This window comes from Halomonas sp. MCCC 1A11062, from assembly GCF_021404355.1.
Classification (GTDB): domain Bacteria; phylum Pseudomonadota; class Gammaproteobacteria; order Pseudomonadales; family Halomonadaceae; genus Halomonas; species Halomonas aerodenitrificans.
The window spans coordinates 305,843-331,285 of record NZ_JABFTW010000002.1; the positions used below are offsets into that span (position 1 = coordinate 305,843).

Sequence of the window (25,443 nt, forward strand, 5' to 3'; positions counted from 1 at the left end):
TCAGCTGGACGGCGGCGAATCGGCGAACAGCGCAGTGAAGGCTTCCATCTCCTCGGCCACCGCCTCGCTGGCGATACGCTGCATGCGCTGGTAGCGCTCCAGCACCTCCTGGCCCAAGGGCGTGATGCTGGCCCCACCGCCCCGCTTGCCGCCGGTAGCCGTGGCTACCAACGGCGCCTTGAAACACTGGTTCATGGTGTCCACCAGCATCCAGGCACGCCGATAGCTCATGCCCATCTCACGCGCAGCGGCACTGATCGACCCGGTGGAGGCAATGGCCTCAAGCAGTTGCGCCTTGCCCGGGCCGATGGCAATGGCAGGCCCCAACTGGATGCGCAGGCGGGGAACGGTAGGATCATGGGCGGCCACGCTGTGCCTCCTTGGACTAGTCAGCAGGATGGTAGCACTCCTACCGAGGTCCCGGCATCGCGCTTGCCCGAGGCCTCGCTCAAGCCTCGCCCAGCCCCCTCAACCGCCGCTCCAGCCGGCGTTCGTAAAGCCCCTTGGCCAGCAGCGTGCCGAGCACCAGGCCGCCGCCCAGCAAGGCAATGGGCGCCGGTCGTTCGGCCAGCAGCCACCATACCCATAGCGTGCCCACCACCACTTCCATCAGCATCAGCAGCCCCACCTCGGCGGCGGGCAGATAGAGCGGCCCCCGCTGGATCAGGGTGAAGCCCAGCGGCAGCAGCACCAGGCACAGCAGTATCAGCAGCAGCAGGCTGTCGGCGGGCGGCAGCGCGATGCTGCCGCCGGCCAGGCCGAGCAGCCCCGCCGTGGCGGCCACGATCAGTCCCGATAGCGTGAGCATCGGGCTCATGTCGACCCCGGGGCGGGTACGGCACAGGGTGAAGTTGGCCGCCAGCGCCGTGGCCGCCAGCAGGGCGAAACCGTTGCCCATCCATGAGCCGGCACCGGCATCGTCGAGCACGATCAGCGAGGTGCCGAACAGACAGATCCAGATGGCGAGCCAGGTGCGCCGGGGCAGCCGCTCGCCGAGGAACAAGCGTGACAGGAGGGCGGCGATCAGCGGCGCTCCAGCCAGGATCATCAGCACGTTGCCGCCCTTGGTGTACTGGTTGCCGAGCACGAAGCCATAGGTGGAGAGGCTGAACAGCACGGCCACGCCGATACCGGTCCAGCCGCAGCGGCGATAGGCAGCGACGGTGCCGGCACCGTGGCGGGCCAGCATGATGAGCAGGAACCCCAGCGCGGTGAGCAGCCCGCGCCACAGCAGGATCTGGCTGTCGGGCAGACCGATCAGCTTGATCAGCAGGGCGTCGGGGGAAATGATCAGTGCACCGCCGCCGGTCAGCAGCAGCCCCTGCTGGCGGTGCGAAAGGGAGTGGATCAAGGCGACCTCGAAGTCCGTCGGATCGCCTCAGCATGCCACGTCCGGGCGGACGTGGCACGCTTCGCTCAGCCTTCGCCCAGATCGTCGGGCCGCGTGGCGTTGGTCTTGGCCTGGGCGGTGGACGCCTGCATGTGCCGGAACGCCTCCATGATGTCCATCGGCAGCGGGAAGACGATGGTCGAGGCGTTCTTGTTGCTCATGTCGCTCATGGTCTGCAGATAACGCAGCTGCAGCGCAGCGGAGTTCTCGGCCATGACGTTGGCCGCTTCGACCAGCTTCTTCGAGGCCTGCAGCTCACCTTCGGCGTGGATCACCTTGGCGCGCCGCTCACGTTCGGCCTCGGCCTGCCGGGCGATGGCGCGGATCATGCTCTCATTGAGGTCGACGTGCTTGATCTCGACGTTGGCCACCTTGATGCCCCACTCCTCGGTCTGAGCGTCGATGATCTCCTGGATGTCGTCGTTGAGCTTGTCGCGCTCAGAGAGCATCTCGTCGAGATCGTGCTTGCCGAGCACCGAACGCAGCGTGGTCTGGGCCAGCTGGCTGGTGGCCACGGCGAAGTTCTCGACCTGGATGATCGCCTTCTCGGGATCGACCACGCGGAAATAGAGCACCGCGTTGACCTTCACCGTGACGTTGTCCTGGGAGATGACGTCCTGCTCCGGCACGTCCATGGTGATCACGCGCAGGTCCACCACGCTCATCTGCTGAATGCCGGGAATCACGATGATCAACCCCGGTCCCTTGACCGACTGGAAGCGACCGAGGAAAAAGATCACGCCGCGTTTGTACTCCGGCAGAATGCGGATCGAGGCGGCGACCAGCATGAACAGCAGGACGACCGGAATGAGATATTCGAGCATCATGGGAACTCTCCTTGATGTGGTTGCGCTTGAACTCGATGAATTCCGTTACATTATCGAGCGGTTCGTGGCACGGGCTCGACGTGTAGCGTCAGGCCGTCGACCGTCACCACTCTGACCGCCTCTCCACGCCTCAAAGCAACGGGACTGCGTGCATTCCAGCGCTCCCCCCGCATGCGCACATGGCCTTCATGCTGGAAGTCCTCCAGGGCAACGCCATGACAGCCTATCAGCTGCTCCTGGCCAGTGCGGGCCGGACGTCGGCGCAGGCCGGTGAAGCGAATCATCACCCACAGCATGAGCACCGCCGCCACCAGGGCAACGCCGCCGATCATCGGCAAAGAGACGGCGAGCTGGTCGGTATCCATCAGCATCACCGAGCCGATTACGAAGGCCGCGATCCCGCCCATGCCGAGGATACCGAAGCTCGGCATCAACGCCTCGCCCACGATCAAGCCCAGCCCCACCAGCAGCAGTGCCAGCCCCGCGTAGTTGATCGGCAGCAGCTGGAAGGCGAACAGCGCGAGCAGCAGCGAGATGACGCCAATGGTGCCCGGCACCAGGGCCCCCGGATTGGAGAGTTCGAAGATCAGCCCGTAGAAGCCGATGATCATCAGGAAGTAGGCCACGTTGGGGTTGGTGATCACCTGCAGGAACTGGGTGCGCCAGTCGGGATCGAAGCGCTCGATGGTGATGTCGGCGGTACTCAGGGTGCGTTCGCCGCGCTCCATGACCACCTCGCGACCGTCGATCTGCTCCAGCAGGTCGTCGATGTCACTCGCCACCACGTCGATGACGTTGATTTCGAGCGCCTCGCGGGAAGTCAGGTTGACCGCTTCGCGTACCGCCTCCTCGGCCCAGTCGGCATTGCGGCCATGGCGCTCGGCCAGCCCGCGAATGTAGTAGACGGCGTCCTCCAGCACCTTGCGCTCCATGGCGGTCTCGCCGCGCCGGCGCGTATCGGCGGGGGTGTCGCCTTCGGCCTCCGCCGCCTCGGCATCGTTGGCCTCGTTAGCCTCGTTGGCTTCCTGCTCCGCCTCGTCATTCTCCCGTGCGTTGCGCTCCTCGTTCGCCTCGTTCTCCCCGTTCGTCGCGTCCTCTTCTTCGTCGCGCTCGTCCATGCCGGGAAAGCCGCCGCCCATCTGCACCGGCGTGGCCGAGCCCAGATGAGTCGCAGGGGCCATGGCAGCGACGTGGCTGCCGTAGAGCAGATAGGTGCCGGCGCTGGCGGCACGGGCGCCGCTGGGGGAGACGTAGATGGCCACGGGCACCGGCGAGGTGAGCATGGCGCGGATCATGCTGCGCATGGTGGCATCGAGCCCGCCCGGGGTATCCATCTGCACGACGACGAGTTCGGCATTACGCTCGGCCGCCTTGCGCAACCCGCGCTCGAAGTAGTCGCCGGTGGCCGGCCCGATGGCCCCCTCCACCGTCATCACCAGGGCGATGCGCTCGTTCTCCTGAGCCTGACTCTGCCAGGCCAGCAGGGCACCGCCGGCAGCCAGGCACAGGAAGCTGAACCACAGCACAAGACGGTGAAACCAGGCGACACGGCGCACGCTCATGACAGACTTACCTCGCGTCGTGATATGGGTATGCTTGTAGGACCCCACTGGTGGTGTTTCAGTTTCTCCTTAAATCAGGTTAGCAGGCGAAGCCGAGAAAGCCGAACCCGCCACGAAGCCCATCCTGGAGTACGCCGATGCGCCAACTTGTCACTGCCATTGCCCTCTCGCTGACCCTGGTACCGCCGGCGGCAGCCGACACATGGTCGCAGGTACTCGACGAAGCCCGCGGCCAGAGCGTCTACTGGCACGCCTGGGCCGGCGATACACGGGTCAACGACTATCTCGAATGGGTGAAGCGGCGAGTGCAAGATGAGTACGAGATCGAGCTGGTACACGTCAAGATCGACGATACCGGTGCCGCCGTCTCCCGCGTGCTGGCCGAGCGCAGCGCCGGCAATCACGACGACGGCAGCATCGATCTGATCTGGCTCAACGGCGAGAACTTCGCCGCCATGAAAGAGAACGACCTGCTGTACGGCCCCTTTGCCGAGCGGCTGCCCAACTTCGCGCTGACCTTTCCGGAACACAATCCCGAGGTGGTCACCGACTTCACGCTGCCCACGGAAGGCTATGAGTCGCCCTGGGGCAAGGCACAGATCACCTTCTATTACGACGCCGACGAAGTCGGAGACGAGCCGCCGCGCAGCATGGCGCAGCTGCTCACCTGGGCCGAGGCCAACCCGGGACGCTTCACCTATCCCCGCATTCCCGACTTCCTCGGCAGCACCTTCCTCAAGCAGGCACTCATTGCCCTGGTCGACGATGGCGATGCCCTCTATGAACCGGTGGCGCAGAGCGACTTCGAGGAAGTCACGGCACCGCTGTGGGAGTATCTCGACGCCCTTCACCCCCACCTGTGGCGCAGCGGGCGACAGTTCCCCGCCAATGGCCCCGAGCTGCGGCGCCTGCTGGCCGACGGCGAAGTCGCGCTGGCCTTCACCTTCAATCCGGCGGAGCCGGCTGCCGCGGTGGCCGACTTCGAGCTGCCCGAGTCGACCCGCAGCTACGTGCTCGACGGCGGCACCCTGGGTAACGTGCACTTCGTTGCCATTCCGTTCAACTCACCGCGCCGTGCCGCCGCCATGGTGGTGGCCGATTTCCTGCTCTCGCCCGAAGCCCAGGCACGCAAGCAGGACATCTCGGTGTGGGGCGATCCCACCGTGCTCGACGTGACGCGGCTGGACGACGAGACCCGCGCACTCTTCGAGCAGGCGCACGACAACCCCGCCCTGCTGGCCCCGGAGGCGCTGACCGAGACCCTGCCGGAGCCGCATCCGAGCTGGATGACGGCGCTGCAGGACGCCTGGCAGGCGCGCTACGTCGGCCGCTAGGGACAGCCGCTGCCGATGCTGCGCCTTGCTCCGTGGCTGATCGTCATCCTGCTGGTCGGCCCGATACTGGCCGGCCTGACCATGGCGCTGCTGCCTGCGTTCGGCTATATGCCGGCGCTGGGCGGCCATGCCTTCAGCCTGGAGCCCTGGCGGCTGCTCCTGGCCCAACCGGGCCTGGTCCGCTCGGTGGGTGTGAGTTTCGCCAGCGGTCTGATTACCACGGCCATTTCGCTGGCCGTGGTGCTGCTGTTTCTGGCCGGGGTGTCGGGCAGCCGGCTGGACCGGTGGATTCGACGCCTGGTCGCGCCGCTGCTGTCGATCCCCCACGCCGCCGCGGCCTTCGGCCTGGCCTTCCTGATCGCGCCATCCGGCCTGCTGTCACGGCTGGTCTCGCCGGGGCTCACCGGCTGGGAGCGCCCGCCGGACGTGCTGATCGTTCAGGACCCCTGGGGGCTCTCGCTGATGGCCGGGCTGATCATCAAGGAGATCCCCTTCCTGCTGCTGATGTGCCTTGCCGCCCTGCCTCAGATCGACCCGGAGCGGCGCGTGGCCATGGCCCGCTCGCTCGGCTATCGCCCGACCACTGCCTGGCTCAAGGTGGTAGCCCCTTCGCTCTATCCGCTGATCCGGCTGCCGGTCTTTGCCGTCATCGCCTATGCCACGTCGGTGGTCGACGTGGCGCTGATTCTCGGCCCGACCCTGCCGCCGACGCTGGCGGTCTCGATTCTGGTCTGGTTCAACGACCCCGACCTGAGCCGGCGCTTCATGGCCTCGGCCGGCGCCGTGCTGCAGCTCGGCGTCACGGCCGCGGCGCTCATCGCCTGGTGGTGTCTGGAACGCCTGGTCGCCCGGCTGGGGCGGCAGTGGCTCGCACGTGGCGGTCGCGGCAATGGCGACTCGCCGCTGCGCCTGGCGGGTAAGGGGCTGATCGGGCTGGCCACACTCACCGCCTTCGCCGGCATCGCCGGCCTGGCGCTGTATTCCATTGCCGGCTTCTGGCGCTTTCCCGATGCCCTGCCGCAGAGCCTCACCGCGGCGCACTGGCTGCGCGCCCTGCCCGCTCTTTCGGGGCCGGTCGCCACCACGGCGCTGATCGCCATCGGCGCTACGCTGATCGCCCTGGCGCTGACCCTGGCGGCCCTGGAGAACGAGCAACGCACGGGCCGGCAGCCGGCACAGGGACGACTGCTCTCGGCGCTGACGCTGCTCTACCTGCCGCTGATCGTGCCACAGATCGCCTTCCTGTTCGGGCTGGTGGTGGTGATGGAGTCGCTGGGCACGCGCCCCACCCCTGCGCTGGTGATCTTCGGCCACCTGCTGTTCGTGCTGCCCTACGTGTTCCTCTCCCTCGCGGAGAGCTACCGCCGCTTCGACCCGCGCTGGTCGCAGCTGGCGCTGAGTCTCGGTACCTCGCGCAGCGGCGCCTTCTGGCGGGTGCGGCTGCCGATGCTGCTGGCGCCGCTGCTCACCGCCGCCGCCGTGGGCCTGGCTGTCAGCATCGGCCAGTACCTGCCCACCCTGCTGCTGGGGGCCGGTCGCGTGCCCACTGTGACCACCGAGGCGGTGTCGCTGGCCGCCGGTGGCAATCGTCGGGTGATCGGCGTGTGGGCGATGGTTCAGGCCAGCCTGCCGCTGGTAGGCTTCGTCATCGCCGTGGGCCTGCCACGGCTGCTGTGGCGCAATCGACGCGACATGAGGGGTTCACCATGAGCACAGGTCACCGCCTGGTGCTGGACGAGGTCCGCCTCGTCCTGGCAGGCAGCACACTGCTCGAACTCGATGCCGAGATCGGTCCCGGCGAGGTCTTCACCGTGATGGGACCATCGGGATCGGGCAAGTCGACTCTGCTGGCTTACCTGGCCGGCTTCCTGGCACCGGCCTTCCAGGCCAGCGGCCGGGTACTGCTCGACGGGCACGACATCGCCAGCCTGCCGGCAGAACGTCGCGGCATCGGCCTGCTGTTCCAGGACCCGCTGCTGTTCCCGCATCTCTCGGTGGCCGGCAACCTTCGCTTCGGCATGCCCCGCGCCATGTCCGACAAGGCGGCAAGGGTCGAGACGGCGCTGGCGCAGGTCGGCCTGGCCGGCTTCGGGCCGCGCGACCCGGCCACTCTCTCCGGCGGCCAGAGAGCCCGAGTGGCGCTGATGCGACTGCTGCTCTCCGAGCCGCGGGCCGTACTGCTCGACGAGCCCTTCTCGAAGCTCGACCGGCAGCTGCGCCACGACATGCGCCGGCTGGTCTTCGACCGGCTGCGCGAGGCGGGCCTGCCCAGCCTGCTGGTAACCCACGACCGCGAAGATGCCGAGGACGCCGGCGGCAGGGTGATCGAACTGGGACAATGAGTGGGGTCGGCCTGCCCCGCCCCTGAGCGGGCGAAGCAGGCCGGCTGACGAGCCTCACGCCGCCAGCAGTTCGACGTCGTAGCGCTCACCGTGGCGTTCCATGTAGTCGGTCAGTCGCGCCAGCGGCAGCGGCCCCGGCAGCGGATAGCGCGCCGGGATCTTCTGCTTGGTCTCGATGTAGTAGCGCCCCAGCGAGCCGAAATCCCGCGGGTGCAGCTCCTCGCTGACCCCGATGAACTGCCCCTGCTTGCGGGCCCGGTCCAGCACCTGGCGCCAACGGTCGATCTGCGGGAACCCCACCCCCTCGACGCCGTTGTTGAACAGCATCAGGTTGATCTCGTCGAAGGGCTCGCGAGAGTCGAGGTAGGACTCGATGGTATCCACCGACGGGTTCATGTTGAACTTCATCCAGAACGGCACCGAGCCCGTGCGTAGCGCCCAGTAGGGCTCGAGCATGATGAAGGACTCGACCAGCACCCGGTTGGACTTCATGCCGCGCTGGTGATACCAGTCGCGGTAGAAGTCGGCCACCATCGGGCTGAGGGAGTCAGGCTCGTCGTAGATCAATCGCTTGACCTGGTAGCCGTGCTGCACGGCGAAGCGCAGGATGTCGTCCCGCAGCGCCGCCTCGAAGCCCCACTCCGCCTCGGGGCTCCTGCCATCCGGCTCCGGCGAGTCCCAGCGCCGCACCGGCGAATCGTAGCGCTCCAGGTACTCCTCGACCCGCTCACTGCCGTGCAGGAACTCCTCTTCGGTGGCGCCCCCCAGCGCCCCGTGCTGGAAGAAGTGGCGCTCGCCGATACGGGTCGTCGGCCAACTGCTGCGGCATTCGGTCACGATGATGGTGCCGCCCGGCTCGAGATTCGCCTCGAGAAAGCGCTCGTATGCCCGGCCCAGGGTCAGTCGCTTGACCCGGAAGTAGTCCATGTACTCCACCATCAGACGGTCCTGATTGGCATCGTGCATGTGGTGTAGCTGCAAGTCCGGATTGGCCTCGAGCAGCTTGGGGGCGTAGCGACGACCGAACTCCATGGCCCCCTTCGGGTCGTCATTGTCCCCCGTGAGGTGACGCACCGGGATGAAGAAGGTCTGCGGTAGCCAGGGGATGTCGAAGGCGGCCGAGAGATGGGTCAGCGCACCGCTGGCCGAGCCGACCATCACCGCCTGATAGCGCCGCTGGGGATAGCGGGCCGTGATCCACTCCGCCACCTTTTCGGCATCGATCTGATCGAGCTTGTCCGGGGCGTGCCCCTCTGTCACGCCGCCCACCGCGTAGACCTCTTCGCGAGCCGCCTGGGGCAGCTTGTTCGCTGCCTGCACCAGGTGGCCCATGAGATGGCCCTTGCCCAGACCAGGGTAATCCTGACCGTGCAGGTAATTGGAAGCGGCACGCAGCATGCCGGTGGCGGAATCGAAATCGGCGATGTAGGAAGGGGAACTGGGTCGCATGAGAAACTCCTGTCTTCAGCGATAGGGTAAAAATCCCAAGGGAGCGACCTCCTGTCGCTCCCGGCAGGCAGGCTTGGCGGTGTGAAGCGGTGTCAGGCCTGGCGATGATAGGCGTACAGCGCCAACGGCAGCGCTACCGCCGCCAGCCCTAGCGCCAGCCCCATACCGCTGCCGGCGCCGCCATGTTCGCGCTCGATCCAGCCGCCGCGGACGGCCCCGTCTCCGTGGGAGTGGAACAGGTTGCCCGAACCGGGCTCGATGGGCAGATCCTGGGCGAAGTGATCGCTGTTCACCTTGCGCTCCATCATCTTTTCGCCGAGCGGCGGCGCCACGGTGCGAAGCGCCGCCATCATGCGCCCCGAGTTGCCGACGAAGTGCTCGCGCATCGGGTGCCTGGCCACGTGCACGATGGCCGCGGCCACCTTCTCCGGGGGGTAGACAGGCGTCATGGCCTTGACCGGCTGCCCCACGTAGTTGGCCGCACGCTGAAACAGCGGCGTATCGATGGAAGCAGGCAGAATTGTGGAGACGTGAATGTCCGGCGCATCGGCAAGCTCCATGCGCAGGCACTCCGACAGACCGCGAATGCCCCATTTCGAGGTCACGTAGGCACTGGTGAAGGGTTGGCCGGCATGGGCCACCATCGAAGAGACGTTGATCAGCCGCCCGTGGCCCTGCTCGCGGAATTGACGAATCGCCTCCCGCGCTCCGTTGACGCAGCCCATCAGGTTGGTCTGGATCACCTTTTCATAAGCATCGCGCGGCGTTTCCTCCAGGCGCCCGAACAGCGTCACCGCGGCATTGTTGATCCAGACGTCGACGCGCCCGTAGCGCTCCACCGCCTTCTCGCACAGCCGCTCGACCTGATCGGCCTCGCACACATCAGTGGGTACGACGATGCCGCGTCCGCCAAGACGCTCGCACTCCTGCAGCGTATCCTGCAGCGCAGGTTCTCGCCGGGATGCCAGCACTACGGTGGCTCCGCTGCGGGCGAAAGCATGAGCCGTGGCACGACCGATGCCGCTCGAGGCACCGGTGATGACCACGATGGCGTCGTGTAACTCGCTGCGTTTCATGACCTACCTCCTTGGAAAATCAACGCGTCTAGCGATTCATTGAGCGGCACGCTCATGTGCCGACCGTCATCCCTTGGCAAGATCGGGACAGGCGTACAATCTGCATCAATTGGCAAAACAACAAACTAATCTCAAGCACATTAATTTACTTGAAAAGCCAAAAAACACGTCATTGCTAAGCATCAATATGGCACAGATGAATCGCTTTCTCTGTATCGGCGGGTGAGGAAGTTTTTCATCCCGTACCGCCAACATCCTATCTCCAAAAAAGTGCAACGAACCGCACCATGACGGGGCTTTCGCTATCTAAGAAAACTTTACGCAGGTTATGTGCACCTTCGGCTTCACCAAGGTAGTTTCATCGTCTATACCTATGCTTTGACACTTGTCATGCTCCGAAGAGGTCAATAAGGAAATGGCCCAACGGAGCTAGCGCGCCGGCTGCATGGGAAGTCGTCTTGCCACTACAGGGAGGTTGTCATATGGGCAATGTGGCACTGAAAGGTATCGATACCGATACGAAACCAGGGCATAGAAGCCGAGCGATTGCTGCAAGCTTGGACGATCTCGGCCTCGATGAAACCAGCAAGGCCGGACGAGACGTCACCCTGCCTCGTGCAGGGGGCGAGGGCCGGCATCCGTCTCAACGTATTCTCTTCGTCACTCCCGAAATTGCCGATTTCGTCAAGGTCGGCGGGCTGGGCGACGTCTCTTCGGCGCTACCCCGGGCTCTGGCAGCTCACCACGACATTCGCATCCTCATACCGGCCTACCGGGAGGTGCTCAACTCAGCGCTGAACGTCCGCCGCGTCGGCCGATTGCCCGCCCACGCCGCGCTGCCGGCCTGCGAGCTTGGCGAGATGACCTGCGCCGATGGCATGGTGATCTACGTGCTGCTCTGCCCCGAACTCTATGAGCGCGAAGGCGGCCCCTATGGCACCGGCCCGGGGGGTTACGGCAGCGGTGGCTGGGAAGACAACGACATTCGCTTCGCCAGGCTGTCGCTGGCCGCCGCCCAGATCGCTGCCGGTCAGGCCGGACTCGACTGGCAGCCACAGTTGCTACATCTCAACGACTGGACATGCGGCCTCGCCCCCGCCTACCTGGAGTGGATGGGACGCCAGGTCCCCAGCGTCTTCACCATCCATAACCTGGCCTACCAAGGGCTCTTCGACAGGTCGCGCTGTACGGCACTGGGCATCCCCGAAAGCGCCTTCCATATCGAAGGAATCGAGTATTACGGCAGGCTCTCCTTCATGAAGGCGGGCATCGTCTACGCTTCCCACGTGACCACGGTAAGCGCCACCTATGCGCAGGAAATCACCACGCCGGAGTTCGGCTGCGGCCTGGAGGGGTTGCTGTGCTGCAAGGCGCAGCAAGGACGGCTCAGCGGTATTCCCAACGGTATCGACGACTCCTGGGATCCACGCACCGATGCTCACCTGGTTCAGGCCTTCTCGGCCAACGACTGGCGCGGCAAGCGTGCCAATGCCGACTACGTGCGCCACCGCTTCGGCCTGGCCCCCAGCGCCGGACCGCTGTTCGCCATGGTCTCGCGCATGGTGCACCAGAAGGGTGTCGACCTCGTCATCGACGCCGCCCCCAGCATCGTCCAGGCCGGCGGCCAACTGGTCTTCATCGGCAGCGGCGAGCGTCGCGTGGAGCAGCAACTGGATCGGCTGGCGGAGCGCTACCCGGGGGCCGTGGCCACCTACATCGGCTTCGATGAGTACGAGGCCCGCTGCATCTACGCCGGCAGCGACTTCCTGCTGATGCCGTCGCGCTTCGAGCCGTGCGGTCTCAGTCAGATGTACGCCCAGCGCTTCGGCTCGCTGCCCATCGCTCATCGTACCGGGGGGCTGGCCGATACCATCGAGGATGGCGTGACCGGGTTCCTGTTCGAAGGCGCCAATCTGGCCAACTTCATGCGGGCGATCCAGCAGGCCTTCTCGGTCTATCACTCCACCGAGCTGTTCTACGCCATGCGCCGGGCCGCCATGACCGGGCGCTACCACTGGCGTCAGTCGATCGCGCCTTACACCCAGCTCTATCGGCGCATCTGCAACGAAGCAGGCGTGGAGGTGCGACAAGCCGGATGAACGCAGCCACTCGATTCGAATACACCTTCGGTGCCCAGGTGCTGGGCCCGCACCGGACCCGCTTCGCACTCTGGGCGCCAAGCGCCCACCGGGTCGTGCTCATGTTGGAAGGACAGGCACCGCTCGACATGACCCAGGCCGGCGAAGGGCGCTTCGTCGGCGAGGCCGAGTGCGACCACGGCACCCGCTATCGCTATCGCGTGCATCTCGACGACGACACCGAGGGCATTCTGGTGCCCGACCCCGCCGCCCGCGCCCAGGCAGGCGGCATCGACGGGCCGAGCCTGGTCGTCGACCCCTTCCGGCACGCCTGGCGGCATGCCGACTGGAACGGGCGGCCCTGGCACGAGACGGTGCTCTACGAACTCCATCTGGGTACCCTGGGGGGACTGGAGGCGGCACGCCGTCAGCTGCCCTACCTGGCCGAGCTTGGCGTCACCGCGGTCGAGCTGATGCCGGTGGCGGCCTTTCCCGGCTCGCGCAACTGGGGCTACGACGGCGTGCTGCCCTACGCCGTGGACGAGGCCTACGGCGACCCGGATGCGCTCAAGGCCTTCGTCGACGATGCTCACAGCCTGGGCCTGATGGTTTTCCTCGATGTGGTGTACAACCACTTCGGCCCCGACGGCAACTACCTGCCACGCTACGCCGAGGCTTTCTTCCGCCACGACCGTGACACCCCCTGGGGGCCGGCCATCGACTTCCGACAGCCCATGGTGCGGCGCTTCTTCATCGAGAATGCGCTGATGTGGCTCGACGAGTACCGCCTCGACGGCCTGCGCCTCGATGCAGTGCACGCCATCGGCGAACGCGACTTTCTGGTCGAGATGGCCAAGACGCTGCGCAGCCACCTCGACGCCAAGCGCCACGTGCATCTGGTGCTGGAGAACGAGTACAACGATGCCGAACTGCTCGGGCCGGGCCGCTTCACCGCCCAGTGGAACGACGACTGGCACAACGTCATGCACGTGCTGCTCACCGGCGAGCGCGAGGGTTACTACGGCGAATTCGCCGACGAGCCGACGCAGAAGCTGGTGCGTTGCCTGAGCGAGGGCTTCGTCTACCAGGGTGAGCCCACCCGCGACGGCACGCCGCGAGGCACCCCCAGCGCCCACCTGCCACCGAGCGCCTTCGTCGCCTTTCTGCAGAATCACGACCAGGTGGGTAACCGCGCCCTGGGCGAACGCCTGACTCGGCTCGCCGAGCCCCAGGCGCTCGAAGCCGCCACGCTGCTGCTGCTGCTCTCGCCCATGGTGCCGCTGCTGTTCATGGGCGAGGAGTGGGCTAGCGAGCAGGCGTTCCTGTTCTTCACCGATCATCGTGCCGAGCTGGCCGAGGCCGTGCGCGAGGGTCGCCGCGCCGAGTTCGCCGCCTTCAGTGCCTTCCAGGACCCGGCCAGGCGGGAAGCCATCCCCGACCCCAACGCCGAGGCGACCTTCGCGGCGTCACGCCCCGACTTCGACAGCCGGGAGACGCCACCCCATGCCGACCGGCTGGCCTACGTTCGGCACCTGCTGGCGATTCGCCATGAAGAGATCGTGCCGCGGCTCAAGGGCGCTCGCGCCCTGGGCGCCGAGGCGCTGGGCGACAGGGCCGTCGTGGCCCGCTGGCAAATGAACGACGACAGCCAGTTGGTCATTGCCATGAACCTCAGCGAGCGAGCGGTGGCCACCCGGGCCTTCGGCATCGGCCACCGCCTGCACGAAACCCGCGACGGCGTGGCGGTGGCCACCGAAAGCGGCAGTCTGCCGGCCAGCTGCGCCGCCGCCTGGCTGCGCCCCAGCCCCGGCGACGAGGAGCTTTGCGCATGAGCGACGCACACCTGGATGCGTTGGCCGAGGCCGCCGGCCTGATCGGCGAATGGCAGGACAGCGAAGGGTGCACCCGCCGGCTCGACGACGCCACCCGGCGGGAGCTGCTGGCACGCCTGGGTTACCCGGCCGGGAACGCCGCCGAGATCGACGCCAGCCTGCAACGGTTGCGCCCGCCCGCTTCTCCCGCACAGTGGCCGCCGCTGATCACCGCCGAGCAGGGCAGGAGTACGGCGCTGCCTTCCGTCCTTCCTGAAGGCACCCGCTACGTTCTCGTTCTGGAAAACGGCGAGCGTCGCGAGGGGCGTCTCACACGAGCGGGCGAACTGCCTCCCGTCGAGACACCCGGCTACCACCGACTGCAGATCGGCGACAGCGTACGGACCCTGGCCGTGGCCCCGCCGCGCTGCTTCACCCTGGCCGACGCCTGCGCCAGCGAGACACCGCGCCTGTGGGGCCTGGCGGCGCAGCTCTATGCCCTGCGCCGGCCCGGCGACGGCGGCATCGGCGACACCCTGGCGCTGGAGCGACTGGTACGGCATGCCGCCGAGGCCGGCGCCGCGGCCGTGGCGATCAGCCCGACCCATGCCATGTTCAGCGCCGACGTGACGCGCTACAGCCCCTACGCCCCTTCCAGCCGGCTGCTCTACAACGTGCTGCATGCGGCACCGGAAGCTCTGCTCGGCGAGGAGCCGGTGAAGCGCGCCATGGAAGTCAGCGGCGTGAACGATGCCTTGCCGCGGCTCGAGGCGGAACCGCTGCTCGACTGGCCCGCCACGGCGGGCGCCAAGCTGACCTGGCTGCGTGCCCTGTGCGACGACCTGATGCAGCGCGAGGATGCGCAGGCTGTCAGGCTCCGCCAGGCCCTGGCGGCCTTTCGCCAACGCGGTGGCTCGGCGCTCGAACACCACTGCCGTTTCGAGGCCCTGCAGCAGCGGCTCGGCATTATCGACTGGCGCCAGTGGCCCCGGGAGCTGCGCGATCCGACCGGCCCGGAAGTGGCACGCTTCGCCGAGGTGGATTCCCGCGACGTCGAGTTTCACGCCTTTCTGCAATGGCTGGTCAGCGAAGGTCTCGCCCGCGCCCAGGCCTCGGCCCGGGAGGCCGGCATGGCGGTGGGGCTGATCGGCGATCTGGCGGTAGGCGCCGATGCCGCGGGCAGCCAGGCCTGGAGCCGCCAGGCGGAGATGCTCGAAGGCCTGTCGATCGGCGCCCCACCGGACGCCTTCAACGTGCACGGTCAGGACTGGGGCCTTGCGCCCTTCTCGCCTCAGGGCCTGGTGCGCTCGGGGTTTCGCAGCTTCATCGACATGCTGCAGGCCGGCTTCGCCCATGCGGGGGGGCTGCGCATCGACCACGTGATGGGCCTCATGCGCCTGTGGCTGGTGCCCCACGGCAAGGCCCCTACCGAAGGCGGCTACGTGCGCTATCCATTCGACGATCTGCTGCGGCTGGTGGCACTGGAGTCCTGGCGTCACCGCGCCATCGTCATCGGCGAGGACCTCGGCACCGTTCCCCCCGGCTTTCGTCAGCGGCTGGCGCGCCACGGCATTCTCGGCATGCGCGTGCTGTGGTTCGAGCGCGATGCCGAAGGCGGTTTCCTGCCGCCGGCCCAGTGGTCCCGGACGGCCATCGCCACCAGCACGACCCACGATCTGCCCACCCTGGCGGGCTGGTGGGCAGGGCGCGACATCGAGTGGCGCGACCGCCTGGGTCTGCTGGGCGAAGATCAGGATGCTCGCAGCGAGCAGGCCGAGCGTCGCAGCGAACGGGCACGCCTGGCTCGGGCCCTCGGCCTGCTGGATCCGCTGGCCTCTTCCACGGGGCTGGAAGCCACCGAGCTGCCCCTTTCGCAGGTGCTGGATGCCACTGTACAGCAACTGGGGCTGACCCCGGCGCCGCTCACGCTGCTGCCGGTGGAAGACGCCCTGGGGCTGGAGGAGCAAGCCAACCTGCCGGGTACCCTCGACGAGCACCCCAACTGGCGGAGGCGCCTGCCCGACGCCACCACACGCCTGTTCGCCTCCACCGAGGTGAGAGATCGGCTCGAGCAACTGGCCATGGCTCGTCGTCATGCCCTACAGGCACCCTCTACCAAAGAGCCCCCTATCCAGGAACCCCCTATCCAAGAACCCCCTATCCAGGAGCCCTCTGTCCCAAAACCCCCGGGGGAGGCTATCGATGAGTGACATCCGCGCCACCGTTCGCCTGCAGTTCCACCGCGGTTTCACCCTGGACGATGCCGCCGAATGGGTCGGCTACTACGCCAGGCTCGGCATCAGTCATGTCTATGCCTCGCCGCTGCAGATGTCCCGCAGCGGCTCACCCCATGGCTATGACGGCATCGACCCTACCCGCATCGACCCCGAGCTCGGCGGCGAGGAGGCGCTGGAGCGGCTGGTGACGCGCCTGCGCGCCCACGGAATGGGCCTGATCCTGGATATCGTTCCCAACCACGTGGCGGTGGGCGGCTCGCAGAACCCCTGGTGGCAGGACGTGCTGGCCTGGGGCCAGGCGAGCCCCTTCGCCGGCTTCTTCGATATCGACTGGCACTCCCCCGATCCGCTGCTGAGCGGCAAGGTGCTGCTGCCCTTCCTCGGCGAGCCCTATGCCGACGCCCTGCACGGCGGCCAGCTCGAACTGCGCCACGACCCGGAAACCTGCGCCTTCCACGTGGCCTATCACGAGCATCGCTTTCCTCTCGATCCGCGCCGTTACGGCGACATCCTGCGTCTGGCCGAGCACGATGCCCTTTGGGAACTGGCGCCGCGCTTCGATGCCCTGCGCCAGCGCGACGATGTCTATACCGCCGTAGCCGAGTGTCGCCGCGAGCTGCGTCAGACACTGACGGACCCGGCCGCCGCAGGCGCCTTGGACCGCGCCCTGAGGCTGTTCGACGGCAGCACCCGCGGCGGTGCCATTCGCCTGCACGACCTGCTGGAGCAGCAGCACTACCGTCTGGCCTGGTGGCGAACCGGCGCCGACGAGATCAACTGGCGCCGTTTCTTCGACATCACTGAACTCGGCGGACTGCGCATCGAGCAGCCCGAGGTGTTCGAAGCGGTGCATGCCCTGCCGCTACGCCTGGTGGAGCAGGGCTGGGTCGACGGGTTGCGCATCGACCATATCGACGGCCTGGCCGACCCGCGCGGCTACTGCCGTCGGCTGCGGGCCCGCCTGGGCGAAATCCAGAAGCGGCGCCCGCCGGACGCGGTACGCCACGTGGCGATCTTCGTCGAGAAGATCCTCGCCGCCGACGAGACCTTGCATCGCGACTGGGGGGTCGACGGTACCACCGGCTACGAGCTGATGAACGAGATCTCGGCCCTGCAGCACGACCCCGCCGGGGCTCAGCCGCTACGTGAGCTGTGGCGTCGCATCAGCGGCCGCAGCGACGACTTTCTGGATGAGGTGCGCCAGGCCCGCCGCGAGGTGCTGCATACCCTGCTCGTCAGCGAATTCGAGGCCTGCGTTCGTGCCCTGCACGCCATGGCTCGCCATCGCCTGGCGAGCCGCGACGTCACCCTGGCCGCCCTGCGTCGGGCGCTCGAGGCGCTGATCGTGCATTTCCCGGTCTACCGCACCTACGCCGACGATGGTGGCCGTCCGGAGCTCGACGCCAGCTTCTTCGATCAAGCCATGGCCGGCGCCCGCACGGCGCTGAGCCCGCCCGACGCCGCCGTGCTGGCCCGGCTCGAGCGCTGGTTGGGCGGCGAAGCCCCCGCCGACGCCGAAGACGCCGAGGAGCGCTGGCTGCGCCAGAGCGCCATCGTGCGCTTTCAGCAGCTCACCTCGCCGGTGGCCGCCAAGGCCGTGGAGGACACCGCCGGCTATCGCAGCGCGGCCCTGATCTCGCGTAACGACGTCGGCTTCGACGGCGAGCATTTCAGCCACTCGCCACGCCAGTTCCACGAAACCAACGCCTGGCGCGCACGCCACTTCCCCCACGGCCTGGTCGCCACCGCCACCCACGATCACAAGCGCGGTGAAGACGTGCGGGCGCGTCTTGCCGCGCTGAGTGAAAGTCCCGCCGACTTCGCCACCTGTGTCGAACGCTGGCGCGATCTCGCCGCCCCGTTGCGCCAGGTGCTGCCCTCGGGTGCCGCCCCCAGCCCCGGCGACGAACTGATCCTCTACCAGCTGCTGCTCGGCGCCTGGCCGCCGACGCTCTCACGTCACGACGACGACGGCATGCATGAATTTGCCGAACGCCTGGCTCAGTGGCAGCAGAAAGCCGTGCGCGAAGCCAAGCTGCGCACGCACTGGCTGTGGCCCGACGAGGCCTACGAGAGCGCCTGCCGCGATTACCTGCTGGGGCTTCTGGCCAGCCCCGAGTTGTGCCGCGAGATCGAGGCGGCGGCCCGCGAGCTCGACCTGCCGGGCGCGCTCAACGGCCTGGTTCAGACGGCGCTGAGGCTGACCGTGCCCGGCATCCCCGACCTCTATCAGGGCTGCGAATATTGGGATTACAGCTTGGTCGATCCCGACAACCGCCGCCCGGTCGATCACGCCGCACGGTTGGCGACGCTCGACGGGCAGCAAGCGCTCGGCGAGGCTCTGGCCGACTGGCGCCACGGCGCCGTCAAGCAGGCATTGATCGCACGCCTGCTTGCACTGCGCCACGAGCGGCGCGAGCTTTTCGTCCATGGCGATTATCGGCCGCTGGCCACCGTCGGCGCGCATGAGGAACGGCTGATCGCCTTTCTGCGCAGCCACGCCGACCAACAGCTGCTGGTTGTCGTGCCACGGCTGTCTGCGGGGCTGCTGTCGGACGCCGACCGCCCCCTGGTGCCGCCGGCGCAGTGGGGCGACAGCGGCATCTGCCTGCCCGAAGGGGCACGTGGCGCTTGGCAAAGCGCGCTGACCGGTACCACCCTGATAGTAACGACGGAGACTGCCGCCGCCGGGGAATTGCTAAAGGATTTCCCCGTCGGCATCTACCTACGAGACACGCACAGGCAAAGGGAGAGCTAGGATGGCTGACGAAGAGCGCGTACGGAACCTGGCCTACGAAATCTGGGAGTCGGAAGGACGCCCCGAAGGGCAGCAGCAGCGCCACTGGGACATGGCACTGAAGATCGTCGCCGCGGAGCAGGCCGCGGGCATGGACGCCGAACTCGAGGAGGTCGGCGAACTGGTTGCCGAGCCACCTATTCTCGAGGACGACCTGCCGCTGGAGGATGACGAAAGGGGCATCGATGAGAATCGGCTGCCGCTGGAACCCCCCGACGGCGAACCCGACTTCGACGAACTACCTTACCGCGACGACCGCGACGTGGCCCAGGACGTCCCGGTTCAGGATCGTGCCAGCCCCGGCCCGGCCCCGGGCGAACCCGAACCCACCGCGGCCTCTACCCGCCCGCTGCCGGCCGAGGAGGCGACCAGTACCGGCGCCCAGGACCAGACGGTCGCCAATCGCGGCGGCCCTGAGTCCCCGGAAGCCTCGGCGGAACCCGGCCCGGGGCCCATGGAACCGCTGCCGCCGCAATCCGCCACGGCCAAGCGCACACGCAAGCCACGCCGCGAGAGCGATGGCCTGACCCAGCCTGACGCTACCGATACCTCCCAGGCGCCGGGCAAGACGGCCAGCAGCGCCAAGTCAACCTCGTCCGCCCCTAATGCAAAGGCGGGCAGATCGTCAGGCCGCTCCAGCCGTACGAAGCCCAAGGAGTGATCGTACCGGGGCATGATGCACCCCTCAGTTTCATGGATGAAAACCGATGAAAGACAGGCAAACGCCGAAACAGAACGATACCGCCGTGGCAATCGATGAACAACCCGGGGTGATCCGGCGCTCGCGCGTACGCGAGGGCTGGCCATTCCCGCTGGGCGCGACCTGGGACGGCCTTGGCGTCAATTTCGCTCTCTTTTCCGCCCATGCCACCCGGGTCGAACTGTGCCTGTTCGACGCGAGCGGCACCCATGAGGTGGAGCGCATCGAGCTGCCGGAGTACACCGACGAGGTGTGGCACGGCTACCTGCCCGATGCCCGCCCGGGCCAGCTCTATGCCTACCGGGTCCACGGCCCCTATGAGCCCGAGTCGGGGCATCGCTTCAACCCACACAAGCTGCTGCTCGATCCCTACGCCAAGCAGCTCGTGGGCGAGCTGGTGTGGGACGAAGCGCTGTTCGGCTACACCATCGGCCATGCCGACGGCGATCTCAGTTTCGATACCCGCGACAGCGCCCCCTTCATGCCCCGCTGCCGGGTGATCGACCCCGCCTTCACCTGGGGCCGCTCCCGTGGCGTTCAGCAGCCATGGGAGCGCACCGTGGTCTACGAGACCCACGTGCGCGGCTATACCATGCGTCACCCGGCGGTGCCCGAAGCGCTGCGCGGCACCTTCTCGGGGCTGATGGTCAACGAAGTGGTCGACTACATCCGCTCGCTCGGCGTGTCGTCGGTGGAGCTGCTGCCGATCCACGCCTTCGTCGACGACCAGCACCTGCTCGAGCGCGGGCTGCGCAACTACTGGGGCTACAACACCCTGGGCTTCTTCGCCCCCCATTCGCGCTATCTCTCCGGCAGCAACATCAACGAGTTCAAGCAGATGGTGGCCTGTTATCACGCCGCCGATCTCGAGGTGATCCTCGACGTGGTGTACAACCACACCGCCGAGGGCAACCATCTCGGCCCCACCCTCTCCTTCAAGGGCATCGACAACGCCTCCTACTATCGCCTGCTGCCCGACGAACCGCGCTACTACATCGACGATACCGGCACCGGCAACACGCTCAACCTGAGCCATCCCCGGGTACTGCAGATGGTCACCGACTCGCTGCGCTACTGGGCCACCGAAATGCGCGTCGACGGTTTTCGCTTCGACCTGGCGACCATCCTCGGCCGCGAGCCCCACGGCTTCGACGAAGGCGGCGGCTTTCTCGACTCCTGCCGCCAGGACCCGGTGCTGAGCCAGGTGAAGCTGATCGCCGAGCCTTGGGACTGCGGCCCCGGCGGCTACCAGGTGGGCGGCTTCCCGCCCGGCTGGGCGGAGTGGAACGACCGCTTCCGCGACACCAGCCGTGCCTTCTGGCGCGGCGACGAGGGCCAGCTCGCCGAGTTCGCCTCGCGGTTGATGGGCTCGGCCGACCTGTTCGACCGCCGCGGCCGCCGCCCTTTCGCCTCGGTCAACTTCGTCACCGCCCACGACGGTTTCACCCTGCACGACCTGGTCGCCTACGACGACAAGCACAACCAGGCCAACGGCGAGGAGAACCGCGACGGCCACGACCACAACCTCTCCTGGAACCACGGCGAAGAGGGACCCACCGACGACCCGGACGTCCACTCGCTGCGCCTGCGCCAGATTCGCAACTTCCTCGCCACGCTGCTGTTCTCCCAGGGCACGCCGATGCTGCTGGCCGGCGACGAGCTGCTGCGCACCCAGCGCGGCAACAACAACGCCTACTGTCAGGACAACGAGCTGAGCTGGCTCGACTGGAACCTGGAGGGCGACGCCCACGACCTGATCGATTACCTGCGCCGGCTGATCGCCCTGCGCCTGCGCTATCCCATTTTGCGCCGCGGCCGCTTTCTCTCCGGCGAGTACAACGAGGAGATGGGACTCAGGGAGGTCACCTGGTTGGCTGCCGACGGTAGCGAGATGGACGTGCAGCGTTGGGAGGATCCACAAGCGCACTGTCTCGGCCTGCTGCTCGACGGCCGCGCCCGCCCCTCGGGCATTCGCCGCGCAGGCGACGACCGCTCGCTGCTGATCCTGTTCAACGCCAGCCCCGAACCGATCGCCTTCTGCCTGCCCGACGTACCCCGCGGCAACGGCTGGGTGTGCCGGCTCGATACGCGTGACAGCGCACCGCCCGACGCCGGCCTGCGCGCCTTCGGCGAGGAGTACGCCATGCTCGAACGCTCGCTGGTCATGCTCGAACTGGAGCAGGCGCCATGAACACGACCACCTCTCGACGGAAGGGCACATGACGGAACTGATGGCCTGTAGTGATGATTGGGAAACGAAGCCGAGTGACCGGCAAGCGAGCGCTGCCAGCACCGCCCTGCCCCGCAGCGATGCCGAGGCGCTGGCTAGCGGCCGCCATCCTGACCCCTTCGCAGTGCTGGGACTGCACGCGCAGGGAGACGGGTACGCACTCAGGGTCTACGTTCCCGGCGCCCAGGGCGTGGACGTCCTGCGGCGTGACAGCGAGCGTATCGAGGGCCGCCTCACCGAACTCGGCACAGCGGGGCTGTTCGTCATCGCGCTGAGCGAGATCTTCCCCTACCGGCTGCGCATCCACTGGCCCGACGGCGTTCAGGAGACGGAAGACCCATACAGCTTCGGCCTCTTGCTGGGCGACATCGACCTGCACCTGATCGGCGAAGGCACCCATCGCGACCTCGGCCGCTGCCTGGGCGCCCAACTCATGGAGATCGACGGCGTGGCAGGCGTGCGCTTCGCCGTGTGGGCACCCAACGCCCGGCGTGTCTCGGTCATCGGCGCCTTCAACGGCTGGGACGGCCGTCGCCATCCCATGCGCCTGCGCCACCAGGCCGGCGTGTGGGAGCTGTTCGTGCCACGTCTGCAGCCGGGCGAAGCCTACAAGTACGAACTGGTGGACGCCCATGAGCACGTCGTGCAAAAAGCCGATCCCGTGGCGCTGGCCAGCGAACTGCCGCCCGGCACCGCCTCGAAAGTGGCCGATATCGAGAATTTCGAGTGGCACGACGAGGCCTGGCTCGCCCGGCGCGGTGGGACGCTCGCCCCCGACCGGCCGATTGCCATCTACGAAGTGCACGCCGCCTCGTGGCGCAAGCACGGCGGCAACGAGGGCGAACTCTACGACTGGCGGGAGCTGGCCGAGCAGCTGATCCCCTACGTGGGCGAGATGGGCTTCACCCACATCGAGCTGCTGCCGATCATGGAGCACCCCTTCGGCGGCTCCTGGGGCTACCAGCCGCTGGGGCTGTTCGCGCCCACCGCTCGCCACGGCTCGCCGGCGGATTTCGCTTACTTCGTCGATGCCTGCCACCGGGCGGGGCTCGGCGTGATCCTCGACTGGGTACCGGCCCATTTTCCCACCGACGCCCACGGCCTGGCGCGCTTCGACGGCACTGCGCTGTACGAATACGAGCACCCTCATGAGGGCTTCCATCAGGATTGGAACACCTACATCTACAACCTGGGCCGGCGCGAGGTGCATGGCATCATGCTCTCTTCCGCCCTGCACTGGCTCAGGCACTATCACATCGACGCCCTGCGCGTGGATGCGGTGGCCTCGATGATCTACCGCAACTACTCGCGGCGCGACGGCGAGTGGATTCCCAATCGCCATGGCGGCCACGAGAATCTCGAAGCGCTCGACTTCCTGCGCCACCTCAACCAGGTGGTGGCCGAGGAGGTGCCCGACGCCGCCGTCATCGCCGAGGAGTCGACCGCCTGGCCCGGCGTGACCCGGTCGGTACCCGAGGGTGGGCTGGGCTTTGCCTACAAGTGGAACCTCGGCTGGATGCACGACACCCTGAGCTACATGGCGGAGGATCCTCTCTACCGCTGCCATGGTCACCACAACATGACCTTTCCTCAGGTCTATGCATACTCCGAGCGCTTCATGCTGCCGATCTCCCATGACGAGGTGGTCCACGGCAAGCGCGCGCTGCTCGACAAGATGCCCGGCGACGAGTGGCAGAAGTTCGCCAATCTGCGCGCCTATCTCGCCACGCTGTGGACCCAGCCGGGCAAGAAGCTGCTGTTCATGGGCTGCGAGTTCGGCCAGTGGCGCGAGTGGGATCACGACCGCGAGCTCGACTGGTGGCTGCTCGACGAGCCGCGCCACGCCGGCGCGCGCCTGCTGGTGGGGGACCTCAACCGGCTGTATCGCGAACTGCCGGCGCTGCACCAGGGCGACTGCGACCCGGCCGGCTTCGTCTGGGTCATCGGCAACGACCACACCAACAGCGTGTTCGCCTGGCTGCGCTGCGATGCCCAGGGAGAACCGCTGCTGGTAGTGGCCAACATGACACCGGTGCCGCGGCACGAGTACCGGGTCGGTGTGCCGCGAGCCGGCGCCTGGGAAGAGATCTTCAACAGCGATGCGGCGTGCTACGGCGGTTCGAACCTGGGCAACCTGGGCCGCCTCGAGGCCAACGAACAACCGCTGCACGGTCAGCCGGCGAGCCTGGAGCTGACCCTGCCGCCGCTGGCGGTGATCATTCTGCGGCCGCTAGCGAGGTAGGGAACACACTCACGACTTCAACACGGAAGTAAGGAGAGATGGCATGCTGGCCATGCTGCAACCGGTCCGTTCGATTCTCTGGAGCGTCGCCCTGCTGCTGCTGGGCAACGGCCTGATCAATACGCTGCTGACGCTGCGCGGCACCGACGAGGGATTCTCGTCCACCATGGTGGGCGTGATCATGTCGGCCTACTTCGTCGGCTTCACCTGCGGTACCTGGGTCAGCAGCCGCTTGATTCGGCGCGCCGGGCACATTCGCACCTTCGCCTTCTGCGCCGCGCTGTGCGCCTCGGGCGCGCTGCTGCACATCATCTTCGTCGACCCCTGGGTGTGGATCGTGCTGCGCTTCTTCTACGGCCTGGCCTTCGTCACCCTGATGACGGTGATCGAGAGCTGGCTCAACGGCCAGGCGGCCAGCCACGAGCGCGGCCGCGTGTTCGCCACCTACATGCTGGTGAACCTCGGGGCGATTGCCGCCGCCCAGCAGATCCTGCGCCTGGACACGCCCGGCGGTTTCCTGCTCTTCGCCGTGACGGCCATCCTGATCAGTTGGGCACTGCTGCCGATCACCATGACCCGGCGCCAGCAACCCACCGTGCCCGAAAACGCCAAGAGCAGCCTCAAGGCACTGATCGGCTTCGCGCCGCTATCGGTCACGGCCTCGGTGCTGTCGGGGCTGGCCATGGGCGCCTTCTGGGGTATGGCGCCGCTCTATGCCCGCCAGTTGGGCTGGAGCGCCGGCGACGTGGGTACGCTGATGAGTGTGACCATCCTGGGCGGCGCGCTGCTGCAGCTGCCCATCGGCCGCTTCTCCGACAAGCACGACCGCTCTCGGGTGCTGACCTGGGTGGTGATCGCCGCCGCGGCGCTGGCCGCGATGATGCCGTTCGCCCCCAACCAGACCGCGCTGCTGGGGCTGTTCTTCCTGTGGGGCGGCTTCTCCTTCGCCATCTACCCGCTGGCGGTGGCGCAGTTGATCGACCAGCTACATCCCGAAGAGGTGGTTTCGGCCTCGGCCGACATGCTGGTGACCCAGGGGGCGGGCAGCGCCTTGGCGCCGATTCTCGCCGGGGCGCTGATGGGCGTGCTGGGGCCCCAGGCGCTGCCCTTCTACATTGCCGCGGTGCTGGCCGTGCTGGGTGCCTATGCGCTCTATCGTCGCCGCCACGTCTCCGATCTGGTCTATGGCCATCCCGCCCACTTCGAGCCGATGACCCAGACCAGCCCGCTGGCGTTGGAGATGCTCTTCGACGACTCCCAGCCCGACCTGTTCGACGACCCCAGCTTCTACGAGGAGCACGAGCGCAAGCGGCTGATCGAGGCGTACCAGCAGCGGGACTAGTCCTCAGCTCAGGCGATCGGAGAGCC

General features: G+C 67.3%; 17 protein-coding genes. 11 read left to right on the plus strand and 6 right to left on the minus strand.

The features are described 5' to 3' along the window. The 4 genes from HOP58_RS03930 to HOP58_RS03945 all read right to left on the minus strand — a co-directional run bounded on the left by HOP58_RS03930 (position 1) and on the right by HOP58_RS03945 (position 3,779). Positions 1 to 369, minus strand: a complete 369-nt coding sequence (locus HOP58_RS03930) for a winged helix-turn-helix domain-containing protein (protein ID WP_234259619.1) — start codon at positions 367 to 369, stop codon at positions 1 to 3. Between the two features lie 79 nt (positions 370 to 448). Continuing rightward, a complete protein-coding gene (locus tag HOP58_RS03935) occupies positions 449 to 1,351 on the minus strand; it encodes a DMT family transporter (RefSeq protein WP_234259620.1) in 903 nt (300 codons plus the stop codon). Positions 1,352 to 1,416: 65 nt separating this feature from the next. After that, entirely contained in the window at positions 1,417 to 2,217 is an 801-nt protein-coding gene (locus HOP58_RS03940) for a slipin family protein (protein ID WP_010627105.1), read from the minus strand. A 50-nt stretch (positions 2,218 to 2,267) separates the two neighbouring features. Next, on the minus strand, positions 2,268 to 3,779 hold the full coding sequence (locus HOP58_RS03945; protein WP_234259621.1) for a nodulation protein NfeD: 1,512 nt from the start codon (positions 3,777 to 3,779) through the stop codon (positions 2,268 to 2,270). A gap of 137 nt (positions 3,780 to 3,916) precedes the next feature. On the opposite strand from HOP58_RS03945, the gene HOP58_RS03950 reads away from it, so the two are divergent. From HOP58_RS03950 to HOP58_RS03960, 3 genes are read left to right on the plus strand one after another with little or no spacing between them, the layout of a single operon-like run. After that, positions 3,917 to 5,113 carry an ABC transporter substrate-binding protein gene (locus tag HOP58_RS03950; RefSeq protein ID WP_234259622.1) on the plus strand — a complete coding sequence of 399 codons (1,197 nt, stop codon included), beginning with the start codon at positions 3,917 to 3,919 and terminating at the stop codon, positions 5,111 to 5,113. Positions 5,114 to 5,128: 15 nt separating this feature from the next. Continuing rightward, positions 5,129 to 6,823, plus strand: a complete 1,695-nt coding sequence (locus HOP58_RS03955) for an ABC transporter permease subunit (RefSeq protein ID WP_234259623.1) — start codon at positions 5,129 to 5,131, stop codon at positions 6,821 to 6,823. After that, complete coding sequence (locus tag HOP58_RS03960; protein ID WP_234259624.1) at positions 6,820 to 7,455, plus strand: ATP-binding cassette domain-containing protein; 636 nt, start codon at positions 6,820 to 6,822, stop codon at positions 7,453 to 7,455. Before HOP58_RS03955 ends, HOP58_RS03960 begins: the two co-directional genes overlap by 4 nt. Positions 7,456 to 7,509: 54 nt before the next feature. Here the strand turns inward: HOP58_RS03960 and HOP58_RS03965 are convergent, their stop codons facing one another. Together HOP58_RS03965 and HOP58_RS03970 are read right to left on the minus strand one after the other, a co-directional pair. Further along, the gene (locus tag HOP58_RS03965; RefSeq protein ID WP_010627099.1) at positions 7,510 to 8,904 is read right to left on the minus strand and encodes a hypothetical protein; all 1,395 of its coding nucleotides are present in this window, start codon (positions 8,902 to 8,904) and stop codon (positions 7,510 to 7,512) included. A 92-nt stretch (positions 8,905 to 8,996) separates the two neighbouring features. After that, complete coding sequence (locus tag HOP58_RS03970) at positions 8,997 to 9,980, minus strand: SDR family oxidoreductase (RefSeq protein WP_010627098.1); 984 nt, start codon at positions 9,978 to 9,980, stop codon at positions 8,997 to 8,999. Between the two features lie 557 nt (positions 9,981 to 10,537). Here HOP58_RS03970 and glgA point away from each other — a divergent pair. From glgA to HOP58_RS04010, 8 genes are read left to right on the plus strand one after another with little or no spacing between them, the layout of a single operon-like run. Next, the gene (gene glgA, locus HOP58_RS03975) at positions 10,538 to 12,079 is read left to right on the plus strand and encodes a glycogen synthase GlgA (protein ID WP_234259625.1); all 1,542 of its coding nucleotides are present in this window, start codon (positions 10,538 to 10,540) and stop codon (positions 12,077 to 12,079) included. Next, positions 12,076 to 13,890 carry a malto-oligosyltrehalose trehalohydrolase gene (treZ, locus tag HOP58_RS03980; protein ID WP_234259626.1) on the plus strand — a complete coding sequence of 605 codons (1,815 nt, stop codon included), beginning with the start codon at positions 12,076 to 12,078 and terminating at the stop codon, positions 13,888 to 13,890. The genes glgA and treZ overlap by 4 nt, the downstream gene beginning before the upstream one ends. After that, positions 13,887 to 16,079 (plus strand): 4-alpha-glucanotransferase, encoded by a 2,193-nt coding sequence (gene malQ / locus HOP58_RS03985; protein WP_234259627.1) that lies wholly within the window; start codon positions 13,887 to 13,889, stop codon positions 16,077 to 16,079. The genes treZ and malQ overlap by 4 nt, the downstream gene beginning before the upstream one ends. Further along, entirely contained in the window at positions 16,072 to 18,864 is a 2,793-nt protein-coding gene (gene treY, locus HOP58_RS03990) for a malto-oligosyltrehalose synthase (protein ID WP_234259628.1), read from the plus strand. The genes malQ and treY overlap by 8 nt, the downstream gene beginning before the upstream one ends. A gap of 1 nt (position 18,865) precedes the next feature. Beyond that, complete coding sequence (locus HOP58_RS03995) at positions 18,866 to 19,564, plus strand: DUF2934 domain-containing protein (protein ID WP_234259629.1); 699 nt, start codon at positions 18,866 to 18,868, stop codon at positions 19,562 to 19,564. Positions 19,565 to 19,610: 46 nt separating this feature from the next. Then, positions 19,611 to 21,794: a glycogen debranching protein GlgX gene (gene glgX / locus HOP58_RS04000; RefSeq protein ID WP_234259630.1), complete on the plus strand. Its 2,184-nt coding sequence runs from the start codon at positions 19,611 to 19,613 to the stop codon at positions 21,792 to 21,794. A 28-nt stretch (positions 21,795 to 21,822) separates the two neighbouring features. Next, entirely contained in the window at positions 21,823 to 24,075 is a 2,253-nt protein-coding gene (gene glgB / locus HOP58_RS04005) for a 1,4-alpha-glucan branching protein GlgB (protein ID WP_234259631.1), read from the plus strand. 43 nt (positions 24,076 to 24,118) lie between these two features. Continuing rightward, complete coding sequence (locus HOP58_RS04010; RefSeq protein ID WP_010627089.1) at positions 24,119 to 25,417, plus strand: MFS transporter; 1,299 nt, start codon at positions 24,119 to 24,121, stop codon at positions 25,415 to 25,417. The last annotated feature ends 26 nt before the right edge of the window (positions 25,418 to 25,443 follow it).

Coding starts and splice junctions, on each gene's coding strand:
- treZ (WP_234259626.1), top strand. CDS start 12,076: ATGAACGCAGCCACTCGATTCGAATACACCTTCGGTGCCCAGGTGCTG.
- HOP58_RS03960 (WP_234259624.1), top strand. CDS start 6,820: ATGAGCACAGGTCACCGCCTGGTGCTGGACGAGGTCCGCCTCGTCCTG.
- malQ (WP_234259627.1), top strand. CDS start 13,887: ATGAGCGACGCACACCTGGATGCGTTGGCCGAGGCCGCCGGCCTGATC.
- HOP58_RS03950 (WP_234259622.1), top strand. CDS start 3,917: ATGCGCCAACTTGTCACTGCCATTGCCCTCTCGCTGACCCTGGTACCG.
- glgB (WP_234259631.1), top strand. CDS start 21,823: ATGACGGAACTGATGGCCTGTAGTGATGATTGGGAAACGAAGCCGAGT.
- HOP58_RS03970 (WP_010627098.1), bottom strand. CDS start 9,980: ATGAAACGCAGCGAGTTACACGACGCCATCGTGGTCATCACCGGTGCC.
- HOP58_RS03965 (WP_010627099.1), bottom strand. CDS start 8,904: ATGCGACCCAGTTCCCCTTCCTACATCGCCGATTTCGATTCCGCCACC.
- HOP58_RS03955 (WP_234259623.1), top strand. CDS start 5,129: ATGCTGCGCCTTGCTCCGTGGCTGATCGTCATCCTGCTGGTCGGCCCG.
- glgX (WP_234259630.1), top strand. CDS start 19,611: ATGAAAGACAGGCAAACGCCGAAACAGAACGATACCGCCGTGGCAATC.
- HOP58_RS03940 (WP_010627105.1), bottom strand. CDS start 2,217: ATGATGCTCGAATATCTCATTCCGGTCGTCCTGCTGTTCATGCTGGTC.
- HOP58_RS03945 (WP_234259621.1), bottom strand. CDS start 3,779: ATGAGCGTGCGCCGTGTCGCCTGGTTTCACCGTCTTGTGCTGTGGTTC.
- HOP58_RS04010 (WP_010627089.1), top strand. CDS start 24,119: ATGCTGGCCATGCTGCAACCGGTCCGTTCGATTCTCTGGAGCGTCGCC.
- HOP58_RS03995 (WP_234259629.1), top strand. CDS start 18,866: ATGGCTGACGAAGAGCGCGTACGGAACCTGGCCTACGAAATCTGGGAG.
- treY (WP_234259628.1), top strand. CDS start 16,072: ATGAGTGACATCCGCGCCACCGTTCGCCTGCAGTTCCACCGCGGTTTC.